Genomic DNA, 14,391 nt, shown 5'->3' with positions numbered 1-14,391 from the left:
AAAATATATTGATTATATTGTTCAAGATTGATTCTACTGATGAAGCTATCAATCTTCAAGGCCTCAGATGTTGAGGAGAACCCGCCATGTCCGATGGCCTTGAAGATGTCGTTGCCGCCCATACCGTGCTCTCGGAAGTCGATGGGGCGGCGGGCCGATTGGTGATGCGCGGCCACAGTCTCGATGAGCTCGCGGGCCATACCTCCTTCGAGGAGATGGCCGCGCTGATGCTCGACGGTTTCGTGCCGGATCTGCCCGCCATGAAGGGCTTGCCCGCGGCGCTCGGCGCGGCCCGGCAAGACCTGTTCGAGACGGTCGTGAAGAAGGCCGTTGTCCCGGTGACGCTCGGGCCGGTCGAGATGATCCGGGCGATGACGGCGCTCATTCCTGATGGCGAGGATGCCGGCACGGTGCTGCGGCTTCTGGCGGCCCCGGCCGTCTTCACCGCCGCCTCGTTGAGGTTGCGCCAAGGTCTCGCTCCGGTTGCGCCTGATCCCTCCCTGTCGCAGGCGGCCGATACGCTGCGCATGTTGACGGGCAAGGCGCCGACGAAGCAGCAGGCCGCTGCGCTCGACACCTATCTCGTCACCGTCGCCGATCACGGCCTCAATGCCTCGACCTTCGCGTCGCGCGTCGTCGCCTCGACCCGCGCCGGGCTGGTTTCGGCCGTGCTCGCCGGCATCGGCGCGCTGAAAGGCCCGCTCCATGGCGGCGCGCCCGGCCCGGTGATCGAGATGCTCGATGCGATCGGCGCGCCCGGCAATGCGCGCGCCTGGCTGGAGACGGCGCTCGATCGCGGCGATCGCCTGATGGGCTTCGGCCACCGCATCTATCGCGTTCGCGATCCACGCGCCGATGCGCTGAAGGGCGCGATCCGCCGTCTCGGCGCCGATAGCGGGCGCCTCGCGCTGGCCGAGGCGGTCGAGCAGGCGGCGCTCGCCATCCTGCGCGAGCGCAAGCCGAACCGCACGCTGGAAACCAATGTCGAGTTCTACACCGCGCTGCTGCTGGAGGCGCTCGGCTTCACGCCGGATTCCTTCACCTGCGTCTTCGCGCTGGGGCGGACGACAGGCTGGCTCGCCCACGCCAAGGAGCAGATCGCCGGCGGCCGCCTGATCCGTCCGCAATCGGTCTATGTCGGCCCGCAGCCGCGTCAGGCCGCGTAAGTTCCAGTAGGGCGCGGAGAACCCTTCTCCCGTGTGGGAGAGGGGATCCCGCGGCTGTCTATGACGCCGTCAGCCAAACCGCATAAAGCTCAGCCTCATCGCCGCTCACCACCGTAAGCTCGACATGTCCCGGCGCGTCGAGGATTGCACTGTCGCCGGCGGCTAAGCTCGCGCCGCTCACCAGCCAATCGCCTTTGCGGGCGACCAGCACCAGCAAGCCTTGGTCCGCAGCGAGAGAACCAGCCCCAGACAAACGCTCGACCCGGTGCCGCCAGGCTCCGCGCCGGCTCATCACGTTGAGATCGTCGATCGCCCCGTCGACCAGCACGCCATCCACCGCCCGGTCGGCGGCGAAGAAGAACGGCGCGGTCGCGCGGTCGAGCGCCACCGTCTCGGCGTCACTGAAAGCCAGTCGAATGCCGTTGCCGGTCAGCACCGACAGCGTCCGATCGATCCCGGGGAAGGACGAGAACGGCCCGTCTGCGCCCACATGCGCCATCGAGATGCGCCAGTCGAACTGGCTCAGGGAGGCTCCCTCTGGAGAAACGGCGATCTCGGTCGTGGTGCCACCGCCGTTCTTCCACGGCATGACCTTGCAATCGGCGGCGCGGATGATGCGCATGGAGGGCTCCTAGACCTTGAAGTTCATAAACGCCGTCATTCCGGGGCAGGCCGATAGGCCTGAGCCCGGAACCCATGAACACGACATGGTTCCAGCTCGTCATGCTCGCCCTTGTGGCGAGCATCCACGTCTTGAACACCGCACGGCACGAAAGAAGACGTGGATGGTCGGGACAAGCCCGACCATGACGGAAAAAGGCGGTGTTCATGGGTTCCGGGCTCGGCGCTTGCGCGCCGCCCCGGAATGACAAGATCGCTCAGCCCAGGATGCCCGGCAGGTTGAGCTGCTTCTCGCGGGCGCAGTCCAGCGCGATGTCGTAGCCGGCATCGGCATGGCGCATCACGCCGGTCGCAGGGTCGTTCCACAGCACGCGCGAGAGACGCGCGGCCGCGTCATCCGTGCCGTCGGCGCAGATCACGACGCCCGAATGCTGCGAGAAGCCCATGCCGACGCCGCCGCCATGGTGCAGCGAGACCCAGGTCGCGCCGGACGCCGTGTTGAGCAGGGCGTTGAGCAGCGGCCAGTCGGAGACCGCGTCCGAGCCGTCCTTCATCGCTTCGGTCTCGCGGTTCGGCGAGGCGACCGAGCCGGAATCGAGATGGTCGCGACCGATCACGACGGGAGCCTTGAGCTCGCCGTTCCTGACCATCTCGTTGAAGGCGAGGCCGAGGCGATGGCGATCGCCGAGACCGACCCAGCAGATGCGCGCCGGCACGCCCTGGAACGCGATGCGCTCGCGCGCCATGTCGAGCCAGTTATGCAGGTGCTTGTTGTCGGGCAGCAGCTCCTTCACCTTGGCGTCGGTCTTGTAGATGTCCTCCGGATCGCCCGAGAGGGCAGCCCAGCGGAACGGGCCGATGCCGCGGCAGAACAGCGGGCGGATATAGGCCGGCACGAAGCCCGGGAAGGCGAAGGCGTTCTCGAGGCCTTCTTCCTTGGCGACCTGGCGGATGTTGTTGCCGTAGTCGAAGGTCGGGATGCCCATGTCCTGGAAGGCGATCATCGCCTCGACATGCTCGCGCATCGAGGCGCGCGCCGCGGTCTCGACCGATTTCGGATTGGCCTCGCGCGCCTGCTTCCACTGGCCCATGGTCCAGCCCTTCGGCAGGTAGCCGTTGATCGGGTCATGCGCCGAGGTCTGGTCGGTCACCATGTCGGGGCGGATGCCGCGGCGAACCATCTCGGGCAGGATTTCGGCGCAGTTGCCGAGCAGGCCGACCGATTTCGCCTCGCCGTTCTTGGTCCAGCGGGCGATCATCTCCAGCGCCTCGTCGAGCGTCTCGGCCTTCTCGTCGAGATAGCGGGTGCGCAGGCGGAAATCGATCGAGTCCGGGTTGCACTCGACGGCGAGGCAGGAGGCGCCGGCCATCACCGCGGCCAGAGGCTGGGCGCCGCCCATGCCGCCGAGGCCGCCGGTCAGGACCCACTTGCCCTTGAGGCTGCCGCCGTAATGCTGGCGGCCGGCCTCGACGAAGGTCTCGTAGGTGCCCTGCACGATGCCCTGGGTGCCGATATAGATCCAGGAGCCGGCCGTCATCTGGCCGTACATTGCGAGCCCCTTCTTATCGAGCTCGTTGAAATGATCCCAGTTGGCCCAGTGCGGCACGAGGTTCGAGTTGGCGATCAGGACGCGCGGCGCATCCTTGTGGGTGCGGAACACGCCGACCGGCTTGCCGGACTGGACGAGCAGGGTCTCGTCGGCCTCGAGCTGGCGCAGCGTCGCGACGATGCGGTCGAAATCCTCCCAGGAGCGGGCGGCGCGGCCGATGCCGCCATAGACCACGAGCTCCTGCGGGTTCTCGGCGACGTCCGGATGCAGGTTGTTCATCAGCATGCGCAGCGGCGCTTCCGTCAGCCAGCTCTTGGCGCTGAGCTCGGTGCCGGTGGCGGGGCGGATGACGCGGGTATTGTCCAGGCGAGTCATGAATGGCTCCGTGCGAGAGTCTTGGCCGCGTCCAGGGCGGCGGCGATGATGGCTGACAAGGCGGTTTGCAAGGCGGCGGCCTTCGGTGCGTCGAAGGTCCAGGGCGCGTTCTCCTCGGAGAGATAGGCCGAGAGCGCGATTTCCATCTGGAGCGCGTGAACGCGCTCGGCGGGGCGCCCGTAATGGCGCGTGATCCAGCCGCCCTTGAAGCGGCCATTGGCGATCTGCGTGAAGGGATGCCCGGCCATCGCGGCGATAGCGCTGCCCTCGACACTGGCGGCGCAGCTCTGGCCGGAATTGGTGCCGAGATTCAGCGTCGGCAGCGTGCCCTCGAACAGGCGCGGGATCACCGACTTGATCGAGTGGCAGTCCCAGAGCACGCAATAGCCGTGCTCGGCCTTGACCCGTTCGATCTCGGAGGCGAGCGCGGTGTGATAGGGCTGGAAATAGGCTGCCTTGCGCCGTTCGATCTCGCTCGCGTCGGGTGCGGTCTGCCAGATCGGCGCGCCGTCGAAGGTCGTGGTCGGCACGAGCTCGGTCGTCGCCTGGCCCGGATAGAGCGAGACGCCGGCCGGGTCGCGGTTGAGGTCGATGACGAAGCGCGAGAGCTGCGCCTCGACGATGGTCGGCTGGAAAGGCGCGGCGAAGCTGTAGAGCTGGCGCATATGCCAGTCGGTATCCTCGACCAGCTTGCCACGCGCGTTGAGCTGCGCCGCGACCTCCGGCGGAACGCCGGTGCCGGGATGCGGCATCGAGAGGATCAGCGGGGACGAGCCCCGCGTGACCGTGACGATCTCGGCGCTCATGCGCTGCACTCGGCGAAGCTGTCGAGGCCCGCCGCCTTGCCGACGGCGCCGGAGAGCACGAACTCGGTCGCGGCCGCCAGATCGGGCGCGAGATAGCGATCCTCGGTCAGCGGCGCGATCTTGCTGCGCAGCAGGGCGAGCACCGGCTCCAGGCGCGGGCTGGTCTTGAGCGGGCGGTGATGCTCGATCGCTTCCGCCGCGGCCATCAATTCGACGCCGATGACGCTGGCGGCATTCTTCGCCATGTCGATCAGGCGGAAGGCGCCATGCGTCGCCATCGAGACATGGTCTTCCTGGTTGGCCGAGGTCGGGATGGTGTCGACCGAAGCGGGGTAGGCCTTCTGCTTGTTCTCGGAAGCGAGAGCGGCAGCGGTGACCTGCGCGATCATGAAGCCCGAGTTCAGGCCGGCGTCGCGGGCGAGGAAGGGCGGCAGGCCGCTCATCACGGGGTCGACCAGCAGCGCCATGCGCCGCTCGGAGAGATTGCCGATCTCGCAGACGGCCATCGCCAGGATGTCGGCGGCAAAGGCAACCGGCTCGGCGTGGAAATTGCCGCCCGAGACGATCTCGCCGGGGCCGAGCACCAGCGGGTTGTCGGTGACGGCGTTGGCCTCGATCGAGAGCGTCGCGGCGGCATTGCCGATGAGGTCGCGCACGGCGCCCATCACTTGCGGCTGGCAGCGCAGGGAGTAGGGATCCTGCACCTTCGTATCGCCATGGCGATGGCTCTCGCGGATGGCGCTGCCGGCGATCAGGTCGAGCAGGATCTTGGCGACCTTGATCTGGCCGGGCTGGCCGCGCAGGCTCTGGATGCGCGGATCGAACGGGGTGTCGGAGCCCTTCAGCGCATCGACCGAGAGCGCGCCGGCGACGAGCGCGGCGTCGAAGACGCGAGCGATGGCGGCTAGCCCGGTCATGGCGAGCGTGGTCGAGACCTGCGTGCCGTTGATCAGCGCGAGGCCTTCCTTGGCGCCGAGCGCGAGGGTGCTAAGACCCGCGCGCTTCAGCGCCTCGGCGGCCGGCAGGGTCTCGCCCTTCAGGCGGATCTCGCCGTAGCCCATCAGGGCCGCGGTCATATGGGCGAGCGGGGCGAGGTCGCCGGAGGCGCCGACCGAGCCCTTGGCGGGGATCACCGGCAGGGCATCGGCCTTGAGCGCATTGGTCAGCGCCTCGATCACGACGGGGCGCACGCCGGAGGCGCCGCGCGCCAGGCTCGCGGCCTTCATCGCCAGCAGCAGGCGGACGACGCCGTCAGGCAGGGCAGGGCCGGTGCCGACCGCATGCGAGACGATCAGGTTGCTCTGGAGCTTGGCGAGATCGGCATCGGCGATGCGCACGCTGGCGAGCTTCCCGAAGCCGGTATTGACGCCGTAGGTCACCGTGCCGGCGGCGACGATCTCCTCGACGATCTTCTGGCCGGAGGCGATGTTCTTGGCGCTCTCGCCGCCGAGCGAGGCAACGGCGCCGTCGAGGATCGCGCGCCAGTCGGTGAGGTGGGCTGCGCCCGGGTTCAGCGAAACCGTGGTCATTGTCCGTTCCAGATGCGGGTGTGAAGGGGATTGAAACCGATGCGGTAGGCGAGTTCTGCGGGACGCTCGATCTCCCAGATCGCGAGATCGCAACGCTTGCCGGCTTCCAGCGTGCCGACCTCGTCCTGGAGGCCGAGGGCCTTGGCGGCATGGCGGGTGAGGCCGGCCAGCGCCTCTTCCGGCGTCATGCGGAAGAGCGTGCAGGCCATATTGAGCACGAGCAAAGGCGAGGTCAGGGGCGAGGAGCCGGGATTGGCGTCGGTCGCGAGCGCGATCGCCGCGCCATGCTTGCGCATCAATTCGATCGGCGGCTTCTGCGTCTCGCGCAGGAAATAGAAGGCGCCGGGCAGCACGACCGCGACCGTGCCGGCCTTGGCCATCGCGATGACGCCATCCTCGTCGAGATATTCGAGATGGTCGGCGGACAGCGCGCCCATCTCGGCGGCGAGCTTGGCGCCATGCAGGTTGGAGAGCTGCTCGGCATGGACCTTGATCGCGAGGCCCTTGGTCTTGGCGGCCTCGAACACGGCCCTGGTCTCGTCCGGCGAGAAGGCGATGCCCTCGCAGAAGACGTCGACCGCATCGGCCAGTCCCTCAGTCGCGACGGCATCGAGCAGCGGCCCGGAGACGAGCGCGGTGTAGTCGCCCGAGCGACCCTTGTATTCCGGCGGCACGGCATGGGCGCCGAGGAAGGTGGTGCGCACGGTGACCGGCCGCTCGCGGCCGATGCGGCGCGCGACGCGCAACTGCTTGAGTTCCGCCTGCTGCTCCAGCCCGTAGCCTGACTTGATCTCGACGGTGGTGACGCCTTCGGCCATCAGCGCCGCGAGGCGCTTATCGGCGGAAGCGAAGAGCGTGTCCTCGCTCGCTTCGCGCGTCGCCTTGACGGTGGAAAGGATGCCGCCGCCGGCCCGTGCGATCTCCTCATAGGTCGCGCCCTGAAGACGCAATTCGAACTCATGCGCCCGGTCGCCGCCATAGACGAGATGGGTGTGGCAATCGATCAGGCCGGGCGTGATCCAGCGGCCGGCGCAATCGATGGTCTCGGCGGCCTGGAAGGCCGGCGCCGCGCTGCGCGGGCCGGCATAGACGATGCGGCCGTCACGGGCGGCGATGACGCCGCCCTCGATCGCACCATAGGGCGCATCGACCGCAGGCGACATCGTTGCCAATCGCGCATTCGTCCAGAGCTTGTCGCAGACAATCGTCTCACCAGGCGCTTTCGCCACCGTGCGTCCTCCCGCTACTCTTTGAATTGAAGCCATGATATCTAATTGCATATGCAAATAGCAAGTGTTATTTGCATATGCAATTAAACGCCAATGAGCGACGGAGCGAAACGGTGACCGAGACCCTGCATCTGGCCGAGGCTCTTCTGCCCGAAGGTTTTGCCAGCGATGTGAAGCTGACCGTTGTCGACGGCACGATCACATCCGTCGAAGCAGGGGTGAAGCCGGCGGGGGATCAAAACAGCTTCGCCGGAATCGCCTTGCCCGGCATGCCGAACCTGCACAGCCACGCCTTCCAGCGCGGCATGGCCGGCTTGTCCGAGCGCCGCGGCGCGCCGGAGGATTCCTTCTGGACCTGGCGCGAGGTGATGTATCGCTTCCTCGACCGGCTCGATCCCGATGATGTGCAGGCGATCGCCGCGCAGGCCTTCGTCGAGATGCTGGAAGGCGGGTTCACCGCGCTCGCCGAGTTCCACTATCTCCATCACGACAAGGATGGACGCGCCTACGCGAATATCGCGACGATGGGGCAGGCGATCGCCTCTGCCGCGCAGGAAACCGGCCTCGGCCTCACTCTGCTGCCGGTGCTCTATCGCTTCGGCAATTTCGGCCAGGCGCCCTCGGTCCATGGCCAGCGCCGCTTCGTCAACGAGCGTGACGCCTATCAGCGCCTGCTGGAGGGCAGCCTCGCCGCGATCCGCGACCTGCCGGACGCGCGGCTCGGCGTCGCCCCGCATTCGTTGCGCGCCGTCGCGCTCGACGATCTCGGCTGGGTCTCGTCGCTGCGCCCGAACGATCCCGTCCATATCCATGTCGCCGAGCAGGTGCCGGAGGTCGAGGCGAGCCTGAAGATCACCGGCAAGCGCCCGGTCGAACTGCTGATGGACACGATCCCGCTCGATAAGCGCTGGTGCCTGATCCACGCGACGCATCTGACCGACGCCGAGCGTGACGGCATCGCCCGCAGCGGCGCGGTCGCGGGCCTGTGCCCGATCACGGAGTCCAGCCTCGGCGATGGCATCTTCGACGGCATCCGCTATGCGCAGTCCGGCGGCGCCTATGGTGTCGGCAGCGATTCCAACATCCAGATCGATGCCGGCTCCGAACTGCGCCAGCTCGAATACTCGCAGCGCCTGCGTGATCGTCGCCGCGCGCTCTTCGCGGAAGAGAAGGCTTCGACCGGCCTCGCGCTCTGGCAGGCTGCCTGTGCTGGCGGTGCCCGCGCCTGCGGCCGCGCCATTGGCGCCATCGCGCCGGGCCACCGCGCCGATTTCATCACGCTCGACATCGATCATCCGGCGCTTGTCGGCCGCTCCGGCGCTGAGGCCATCGACAGCGCGATCTTCGCCGCCAACGCCATGCCTTTGCGCGATGTCGTCGTCGGTGGCAGGAGGGTGGTGGCCGAGGGGCGGCATGCCGCCCGCGATTCGGTGCGCGCGCGCTTTGCCGGCGTGATGCGACGCCTGCTCGCGACGGACTAACCAGGGACGACGATGACGGAAACCCGGCTCGACGCGGTGAAACTGGACGGCGCCGGGCCGGTCTATGACCAGATCCGGCGGGCGATCCGCGATCTCGTTGTCAGCGGGGAATGGCCGCCGGGCACCAGCGTGCCGCCCGAGCATGCCCTGATGGAGCAGCTCGGCGCCTCGCGCATGACTGTGCATCGGGCGCTTGTGCAGCTCGCCCGCGAGGGCTTGATCGTCCGCCGCCGCCGTTCGGGAACGGTGGTCGCGACCCCGCCGGCGAGCCACGCCATGCTCGACATCCTCTCGATCCCGGAAGAGGTGCGCCAGCTCGGCCAGGCTTATGCCTATGAGGTGCTGGCGCGCACCGATGGCCGGCCTTCGCCCGAGGTCGCCGAGCTTTTCGGACTCAAGCGCTCGGACAAGGTCGCGCATCTCATCGTGCTGCACCGCGCCGACGGCAAGCCGCATGTGCTGGAGGAACGCGTCATCCACGCGGCCGGTGTTAACGGGCTCGCGGACGAGGATTTCGCCGAGACCCCGCCGGGCGACTGGCTCTTGCAGCACAGCCTCTGGTCGCAAGCCGAGCATGCGATCAGCGCGATCGGGGCGGGTGAAGAGCAGGCCGCCCTGCTGGAGATCGCCGAGGGCGAGCCCTGCCTGCTGGTCGAGCGCCGGACCTGGAACCAGTCGCAGCCGGTCACGGCCGTGCGCCTGCTCTATCCCGGCTTCCGCCATCGCTTCGTCGGGCGTTTCGGGCCGTACGGCGCCGCCTGAGGGCAGGGGCGTCCCGCAATCTGTGCAAAAGAAAAGACCCGCCAGTGGGGCGGGCCTTCATTGGGATGGGATGCTGCCTCAGCAGTCGTAGACGTAACGGCGGCCCCATTCGTCGCGCCCGTAGCAGCTCTGACGCGTCGCCGCGCCGCCGATGATCGCGCCGCTCGCGCCGCCGATGGCAGCACCTGCCAGCGCGCCGCCGGCACGCCCCGTAGCGGCGCCGCCGATAATGGCGCCGGCGCCAGCGCCGATCAGCGCACCCGTGCCGGCATTCTGTTCGCGGGCGGTACAGGCGCCCAGTGCTGCGCCGAGCGCCGCGACGAGCAGCAGCTTCTTGATGATCATGATCTCTCTCTTCCGTGAGATGGCAGGTCGCTCGAAGCACCAAACAGCGTTGGGCGACGAAGGTTCCGCCGGGCGACAGGTCGCCATCGGCGTCTTCCATCGGTCTTCAACTTTGGAGAGGGCTTTGTGTCGGCACAAAGGCCGCGAAAATTCGCGGCTGACCGGAACCTATCGCCGCAGCGCCGGTTGGAGAGACAAGTCCCGCCGGAGGGCGCTTTCTCCGGCATCCCATCGCGAAACAAGGGGGAAGATGATGACCGATGTTCCCATGACCGCCGCTGCGACAGCCAACCCGCTGATCGCGGGTGCCCGCGTCGCCGGAACCGATGTCTACAACACGGCCGGCGACCATCTCGGCGAGATCTACGACGTGATGCTCGACAAGCTGACCGGCAAGGTCGCCTACGCGATCATGTCCTTCGGTGGCTTCCTCGGGCTGGGCGAGAAATACCACCCGATCCCGTGGAGCGTGCTCGACTACGACACGCAGCGCGGCGGCTATGTCGTGCCGCTCACCAAGGAGCAGCTCGAGGCCGCGCCGATGTACGACAGCGAGGGCGAGCCTGACTGGGACGACAAGGCCTATGGCAAGCGCGTCCACGACTACTACGGCACGATGCCCTACTGGATGATGTAGCCGCGACGGTTGGCGCGAAGAAACGCGATCAATCAAAGATTTGAATCGTTTCCGCGTTTCGGGGAAGCGCGGAAACGATCAGGGCGCAGGTCGCGGCGGTTGCTATCCCCCCAGCCGAACCGTCGTGGCGGCGGGATGCGGGCCGAAAGGCCCGCATCTTCTTTTTGGGGTGTCCGCCGGAGCACAAACGCTAACTCCGCGAGCCCTTATCCTGAGGAGGCCCGTAAGGGCCGTCTCGAAGGATGCTCCAGATGCTTCCGGAGCCTCCTGGATCATCCTTCGAGACGCAGCCTCCGGCTGCTCCTCAGGATGAGGGCTGAGCGGGTGCTCAAGCTTCATTTTCGCAGATGCGCGGGAACAGCAGGGCCCCTTCGCGCGTCTATCCGCCGGGGGATCACGACACCCGATGATCCGCAGCGGCGAGTTCGCGCAGCGGTCCCGGCCCTCAATCAGGAGAAGGCGAGATGCGCATCCGCTACGGCTATCGGATCGAGCTGGTCTGTGCCCATGACATGCCCTTGATCACGCTGCTCGACGTGCACCCGTCGCGCCGGCACGATCTGACGACGCCGGACGAGATGAAGCTGACCGCGCTCGCCGATCCCTCCATCGGGATCGCGATGACGCAGGACCTCGACGCCTTCGGCAATATTCGCCGTCGCATGGTTGCGCCCGCCGGCGGCATCCGCCTGGAATCGGAGGGGATCGTCCACGATTCCGGCGAGCCCGACATCGTCAATCCGTCCGCTCGCGAGGTCTCGCCCTCGCGCCTGCCCGACTCGGCCCTCGTCTACCTGCTCGGCAGCCGCTATTGCGAGACCGACAAGCTCTACGATCAGGCCTGGAGCCTGTTCGGGCAGGTCCAGCCGGGCTGGTCGCGCGTGCAGGCGATCGTCGACTTCGTCCACAATCACCTGACCTTCGGCTATCATTTCGCCCGCAATACCCGCACCGCCGCCGAGGCTTTCGAGGAGCGGATCGGCGTCTGCCGCGATTTCGCGCATCTCGCCGTCGCGCTCTGCCGCTGCATGAACATCCCGGCGCGCTACTGCAACGGCTATCTCGGCGATATCGGCGTGCCCGCCAATCCCGCGCCGATGGATTTCAACGCCTGGTTCGAGGTCTTCCTCGGCGGGCGCTGGTACACCTTCGATGCCCGGCACAACGAACCGCGCATCGGCCGCGTCGTCATCGCGCGTGGTCGCGACGCGACCGATGTCGCGATGATCAGCTCCTTCGGGACGCACACTCTGCAGCGCTTCGAGGTCGTCACCGAGGAGGTCGAGGACGTGCCCATGCCGCTGATGCCGCCGATGCCGGAACAGTTCGACGCGCGCCCGGCCGCCGCGTAAGCGCCCTTGCGCCTGGTCGAGCGCCACATATCTACGCCAGCACCATGCGCTACACGATCGTTGTCAATGCCCGCGCCGGAACGGTTCTCGAAGCCGGCGCCGATGCCTTTGCGGCGCGGCTGGAAGCAGCCTTCGCCAACCATGGCTGCGGCGTGGATGTCCGCCTCGTTCCGCCGCGCGAGATCGACGACGCGCTCTCGCTCGCGATCGAGGACAAGCATGCGCTGCCGGTCCTGGCCGGCGGCGACGGCACGATCAACGGCGCGCTGCCGGTCCTGATCCAGGCCGATCGCCCGATCGGCATCCTGCCGATGGGCACGGTCAACGTGCTCGGCCGCGATCTCGGCCTGTTCGGCACGCTCGAGCAGCAGGTCGCGGCGCTCTGCCGGGGCGAGCCGGTCGAGATGGATGTCGGCCGGGTCAACGACCGGCTGTTCCACTCGCTCTCCGGCATGGGCTTTTTCAGCCTGATGGCGCGCGAGCGCGAATATGCCCGCCGCCGCTTCCCCTTCAGCCGCGCCGCCGCCTTCGGCATCGCCGCGACGCGCTCGATCCTCTTCACCCGTCCGGTCATGCTCGACATCACCGTTGGCGACGACCATCGCATCGTCGAGGCCGATGCCGTGTTGGTCACTGTCAACCGTTTCGAGGGTGCGGACTGGCGTCGTCCCCGGCTCGACGACGGCCTCTTCGAGGTCCATGTGCTCAATGCCGGCGGGCTCTATTCGCGCAGCAAGGCGGCGCTTTCGGTGGTGTCGGGTCACTGGCGCGACTCGCATAACCTGACCTCTTTCACCGGCGATGCGGTGACGATGATCCGGCGCGACAAGCGGCGCGGCCACATCACCTTCGACGGCGAGGTCGAGCGCAAGGCGGGGACGCTGAGCTACGGCTTGCTGCCCAAGGCGTTGCGGGTCATCGCCGCGCGCCCCGCCAGCCATTGAACGCGGCCGGATCGCGGCGGCAGAACGCCGCCTGTTCGACAGCGCCCCGTGCCGGTAATCTTTCGCCCGATCCCTCCCGGAGACCGCCTTTCTTGTACCAGCCTCGTATCCTGGTTCCCGCTGCCGCCGCTCTGGTCTTCCTCGGGCTCGCGCTGCTGATCGTCTCCGGGCGCAGCTTCTCCCTCGATACGACGCTGATCATGCTGTTCCGCGACGCGGCCAATCCGGCGGTCCCGCTCGGGCCGGCCTGGTTCCAGGAGGCCGTGCGCGACATGACCGCGCTCGGCAGCTTCATCGGCCTGTTCTTCATGGCGCTGACGGCGACGCTGGCGCTCTGGCTCTGCGGCTATCGCCATCTCGCGATCGGCCTCGTCGTCAGCCTCGTCGCCGCATTTCTGGCGAGCACCGGCCTGAAGATCGCGATCGCCCGCGAGCGGCCGGATATCGTCGAGCATGCCGCCCTGACCTTCACCGCGAGCTTTCCCAGCGGCCATGCCTTCCTCTCGGCCGTGACGCTGCTGACCATTGCCGGCTTCGTCGGTCTCGCCTCGCGGCGGGCCGATATCGCGCGCTTCTGCATGGTCATGGCCGTGGTCATGGTCGGCCTGATCGGGCTCAGCCGCATCTATCTCGGCGTGCACTGGCCGTCCGACGTGCTCGGTGGCTGGGCCCTCGGCATCGTCTGGTCGAGTGTCGCCACGGCCTGGCTCGGCCGCCGGATGGCCGAATCCGATCCGGCCTGAGCCGATCGGGGCTCAGCGCATGTCGATCGTGGCGTTGACGCCGAGATCGGGCGTGCGCCCGAGAATCTTGGCCGTTGCCAGCTTGAAGGCGACGAGCACGCTGCTCGACGGCCCGTCCCAGATCTCGGCCGATGTCGGCGTCAGCGCGAGCAGCGTCGCGTCGGGATCGTCGGGGCCGTTCGGAAACCAGGCGCTCGCCATCGGCGTCCAGACCTGCCGCAGCGTCTCGCGGCCCGGGACTTCCGAGGCCGAGCAGGAGATCGCCGCGTAGAAATTGCGGTCCTCATGGCTGATCGCAACGCTGACGGAGGGCGAGCGCAGCGCCGCCCCGATGATGCCGGTATGCCGGTGCGTGATAAAGAGCAGGCGGTGATGGTCGCGGTCGAGATGGCCGGACATCGGCCGGGTCCTAATATCGCCATCGCTGACGAGTGAAACCATGTAGACCGGGTGCGCCGCCAGCGCGTTCCAGATGCGATCCTGCAGTTCGGTGTCTGGCATGGCAACCTCCTGCCGGTGCGATCCTGTCACGGCCGGCCCCGCATGGAAACCGGCCTGTGCGTCATGCCAACGCCGCGTGGCAGGCAACGTTCCCGGCTCTCGCTGGAACATCGCGACCGGCCCGGCGTTGGGTATGGGCTCGCGGCCCGGCCGCCATCATCGGGAATTGTCCATGGCTCTATCGCGTAATCTCCTGGCCGTGCTGGTCCTCATCCTCGTCGCGGCCCTCACCGTGACCGGCTACTCACTCTATCAGGAGAAGAAGCAGCCGGACGGGATCGAGATTTCGGTCGGCAAGAACGGGTTGTCGATCAAGGAAAAATAGCGGCGCAGCAACCAAAGGTAGCAAA

At 67.5% G+C, this 14,391-nt stretch carries 15 protein-coding genes; 8 read left to right on the top strand and 7 right to left on the bottom strand.

Features of this window, described 5'->3' with window-relative positions; genetic code table 11:
- Positions 1–86: 86 nt before the first annotated feature.
- Complete coding sequence (locus WFK61_RS02025) at positions 87–1,166, top strand: citrate synthase/methylcitrate synthase (protein WP_336809860.1); 1,080 nt, start codon at positions 87–89, stop codon at positions 1,164–1,166.
- 58 nt (positions 1,167–1,224) lie between these two features.
- Here the strand turns inward: WFK61_RS02025 and WFK61_RS02020 are convergent, their stop codons facing one another.
- From WFK61_RS02020 to hutI, 5 genes are all read right to left on the bottom strand, one after another.
- Positions 1,225–1,788, bottom strand: a complete 564-nt coding sequence (locus WFK61_RS02020; RefSeq protein ID WP_336809859.1) for a HutD/Ves family protein — start codon at positions 1,786–1,788, stop codon at positions 1,225–1,227.
- A 256-nt stretch (positions 1,789–2,044) separates the two neighbouring features.
- Positions 2,045–3,712, bottom strand: a complete 1,668-nt coding sequence (gene hutU, locus WFK61_RS02015) for a urocanate hydratase (protein ID WP_336809858.1) — start codon at positions 3,710–3,712, stop codon at positions 2,045–2,047.
- Positions 3,709–4,518, bottom strand: a complete 810-nt coding sequence (gene hutG / locus WFK61_RS02010; RefSeq protein ID WP_336809857.1) for an N-formylglutamate deformylase — start codon at positions 4,516–4,518, stop codon at positions 3,709–3,711. The genes hutU and hutG overlap by 4 nt, the downstream gene beginning before the upstream one ends.
- Positions 4,515–6,047 (bottom strand): histidine ammonia-lyase, encoded by a 1,533-nt coding sequence (gene hutH / locus WFK61_RS02005; RefSeq protein ID WP_336809856.1) that lies wholly within the window; start codon positions 6,045–6,047, stop codon positions 4,515–4,517. The genes hutG and hutH overlap by 4 nt, the downstream gene beginning before the upstream one ends.
- Positions 6,044–7,210 (bottom strand): imidazolonepropionase, encoded by a 1,167-nt coding sequence (gene hutI / locus WFK61_RS02000; protein ID WP_336810094.1) that lies wholly within the window; start codon positions 7,208–7,210, stop codon positions 6,044–6,046. The genes hutH and hutI overlap by 4 nt, the downstream gene beginning before the upstream one ends.
- Before the next feature lie 143 nt (positions 7,211–7,353).
- Between hutI and WFK61_RS01995 the strand changes: the two genes are divergently transcribed.
- Both WFK61_RS01995 and hutC read left to right on the top strand, forming a co-directional pair.
- Positions 7,354–8,757, top strand: a complete 1,404-nt coding sequence (locus tag WFK61_RS01995; RefSeq protein WP_442896250.1) for a formimidoylglutamate deiminase — start codon at positions 7,354–7,356, stop codon at positions 8,755–8,757.
- Positions 8,758–8,769: 12 nt separating this feature from the next.
- On the top strand, positions 8,770–9,519 hold the full coding sequence (gene hutC, locus WFK61_RS01990) for a histidine utilization repressor (RefSeq protein ID WP_336809854.1): 750 nt from the start codon (positions 8,770–8,772) through the stop codon (positions 9,517–9,519).
- Between the two features lie 78 nt (positions 9,520–9,597).
- On the opposite strand, the gene WFK61_RS01985 is transcribed toward hutC, so the two are convergent.
- Entirely contained in the window at positions 9,598–9,864 is a 267-nt protein-coding gene (locus tag WFK61_RS01985; protein ID WP_442896245.1) for a glycine zipper domain-containing protein, read from the bottom strand.
- A 250-nt stretch (positions 9,865–10,114) separates the two neighbouring features.
- Between WFK61_RS01985 and WFK61_RS01980 the strand changes: the two genes are divergently transcribed.
- The 4 genes from WFK61_RS01980 (at position 10,115) to WFK61_RS01965 (ending at position 13,540) form a co-directional block, all read left to right on the top strand.
- Positions 10,115–10,501 carry a PRC-barrel domain-containing protein gene (locus tag WFK61_RS01980; RefSeq protein WP_442896244.1) on the top strand — a complete coding sequence of 129 codons (387 nt, stop codon included), beginning with the start codon at positions 10,115–10,117 and terminating at the stop codon, positions 10,499–10,501.
- A 464-nt stretch (positions 10,502–10,965) separates the two neighbouring features.
- Complete coding sequence (locus WFK61_RS01975; protein ID WP_336809852.1) at positions 10,966–11,853, top strand: transglutaminase-like domain-containing protein; 888 nt, start codon at positions 10,966–10,968, stop codon at positions 11,851–11,853.
- Positions 11,854–11,897: 44 nt separating this feature from the next.
- A complete protein-coding gene (locus WFK61_RS01970; protein WP_336809851.1) occupies positions 11,898–12,797 on the top strand; it encodes a diacylglycerol/lipid kinase family protein in 900 nt (299 codons plus the stop codon).
- A gap of 92 nt (positions 12,798–12,889) precedes the next feature.
- Positions 12,890–13,540, top strand: coding sequence for a phosphatase PAP2 family protein (locus tag WFK61_RS01965; protein ID WP_336809850.1), 651 nt, complete (start codon positions 12,890–12,892; stop codon positions 13,538–13,540).
- Between the two features lie 12 nt (positions 13,541–13,552).
- Here WFK61_RS01965 and WFK61_RS01960 read toward each other — a convergent pair whose 3' ends face one another.
- Complete coding sequence (locus WFK61_RS01960; protein WP_336809849.1) at positions 13,553–14,041, bottom strand: pyridoxamine 5'-phosphate oxidase family protein; 489 nt, start codon at positions 14,039–14,041, stop codon at positions 13,553–13,555.
- A gap of 172 nt (positions 14,042–14,213) precedes the next feature.
- On the opposite strand from WFK61_RS01960, the gene WFK61_RS01955 reads away from it, so the two are divergent.
- Complete coding sequence (locus WFK61_RS01955) at positions 14,214–14,366, top strand: hypothetical protein (protein ID WP_336809848.1); 153 nt, start codon at positions 14,214–14,216, stop codon at positions 14,364–14,366.
- Positions 14,367–14,391: the final 25 nt, after the last annotated feature.

It is taken from the genome of Allobosea sp. MMO-172 (assembly GCF_037147855.1).
In the GTDB taxonomy this organism is placed as follows: domain Bacteria; phylum Pseudomonadota; class Alphaproteobacteria; order Rhizobiales; family Beijerinckiaceae; genus Allobosea.
The sequence above is the reverse complement of the archived record's forward strand: the minus strand, read 5'-3'. Positions and strand labels throughout refer to the sequence as shown.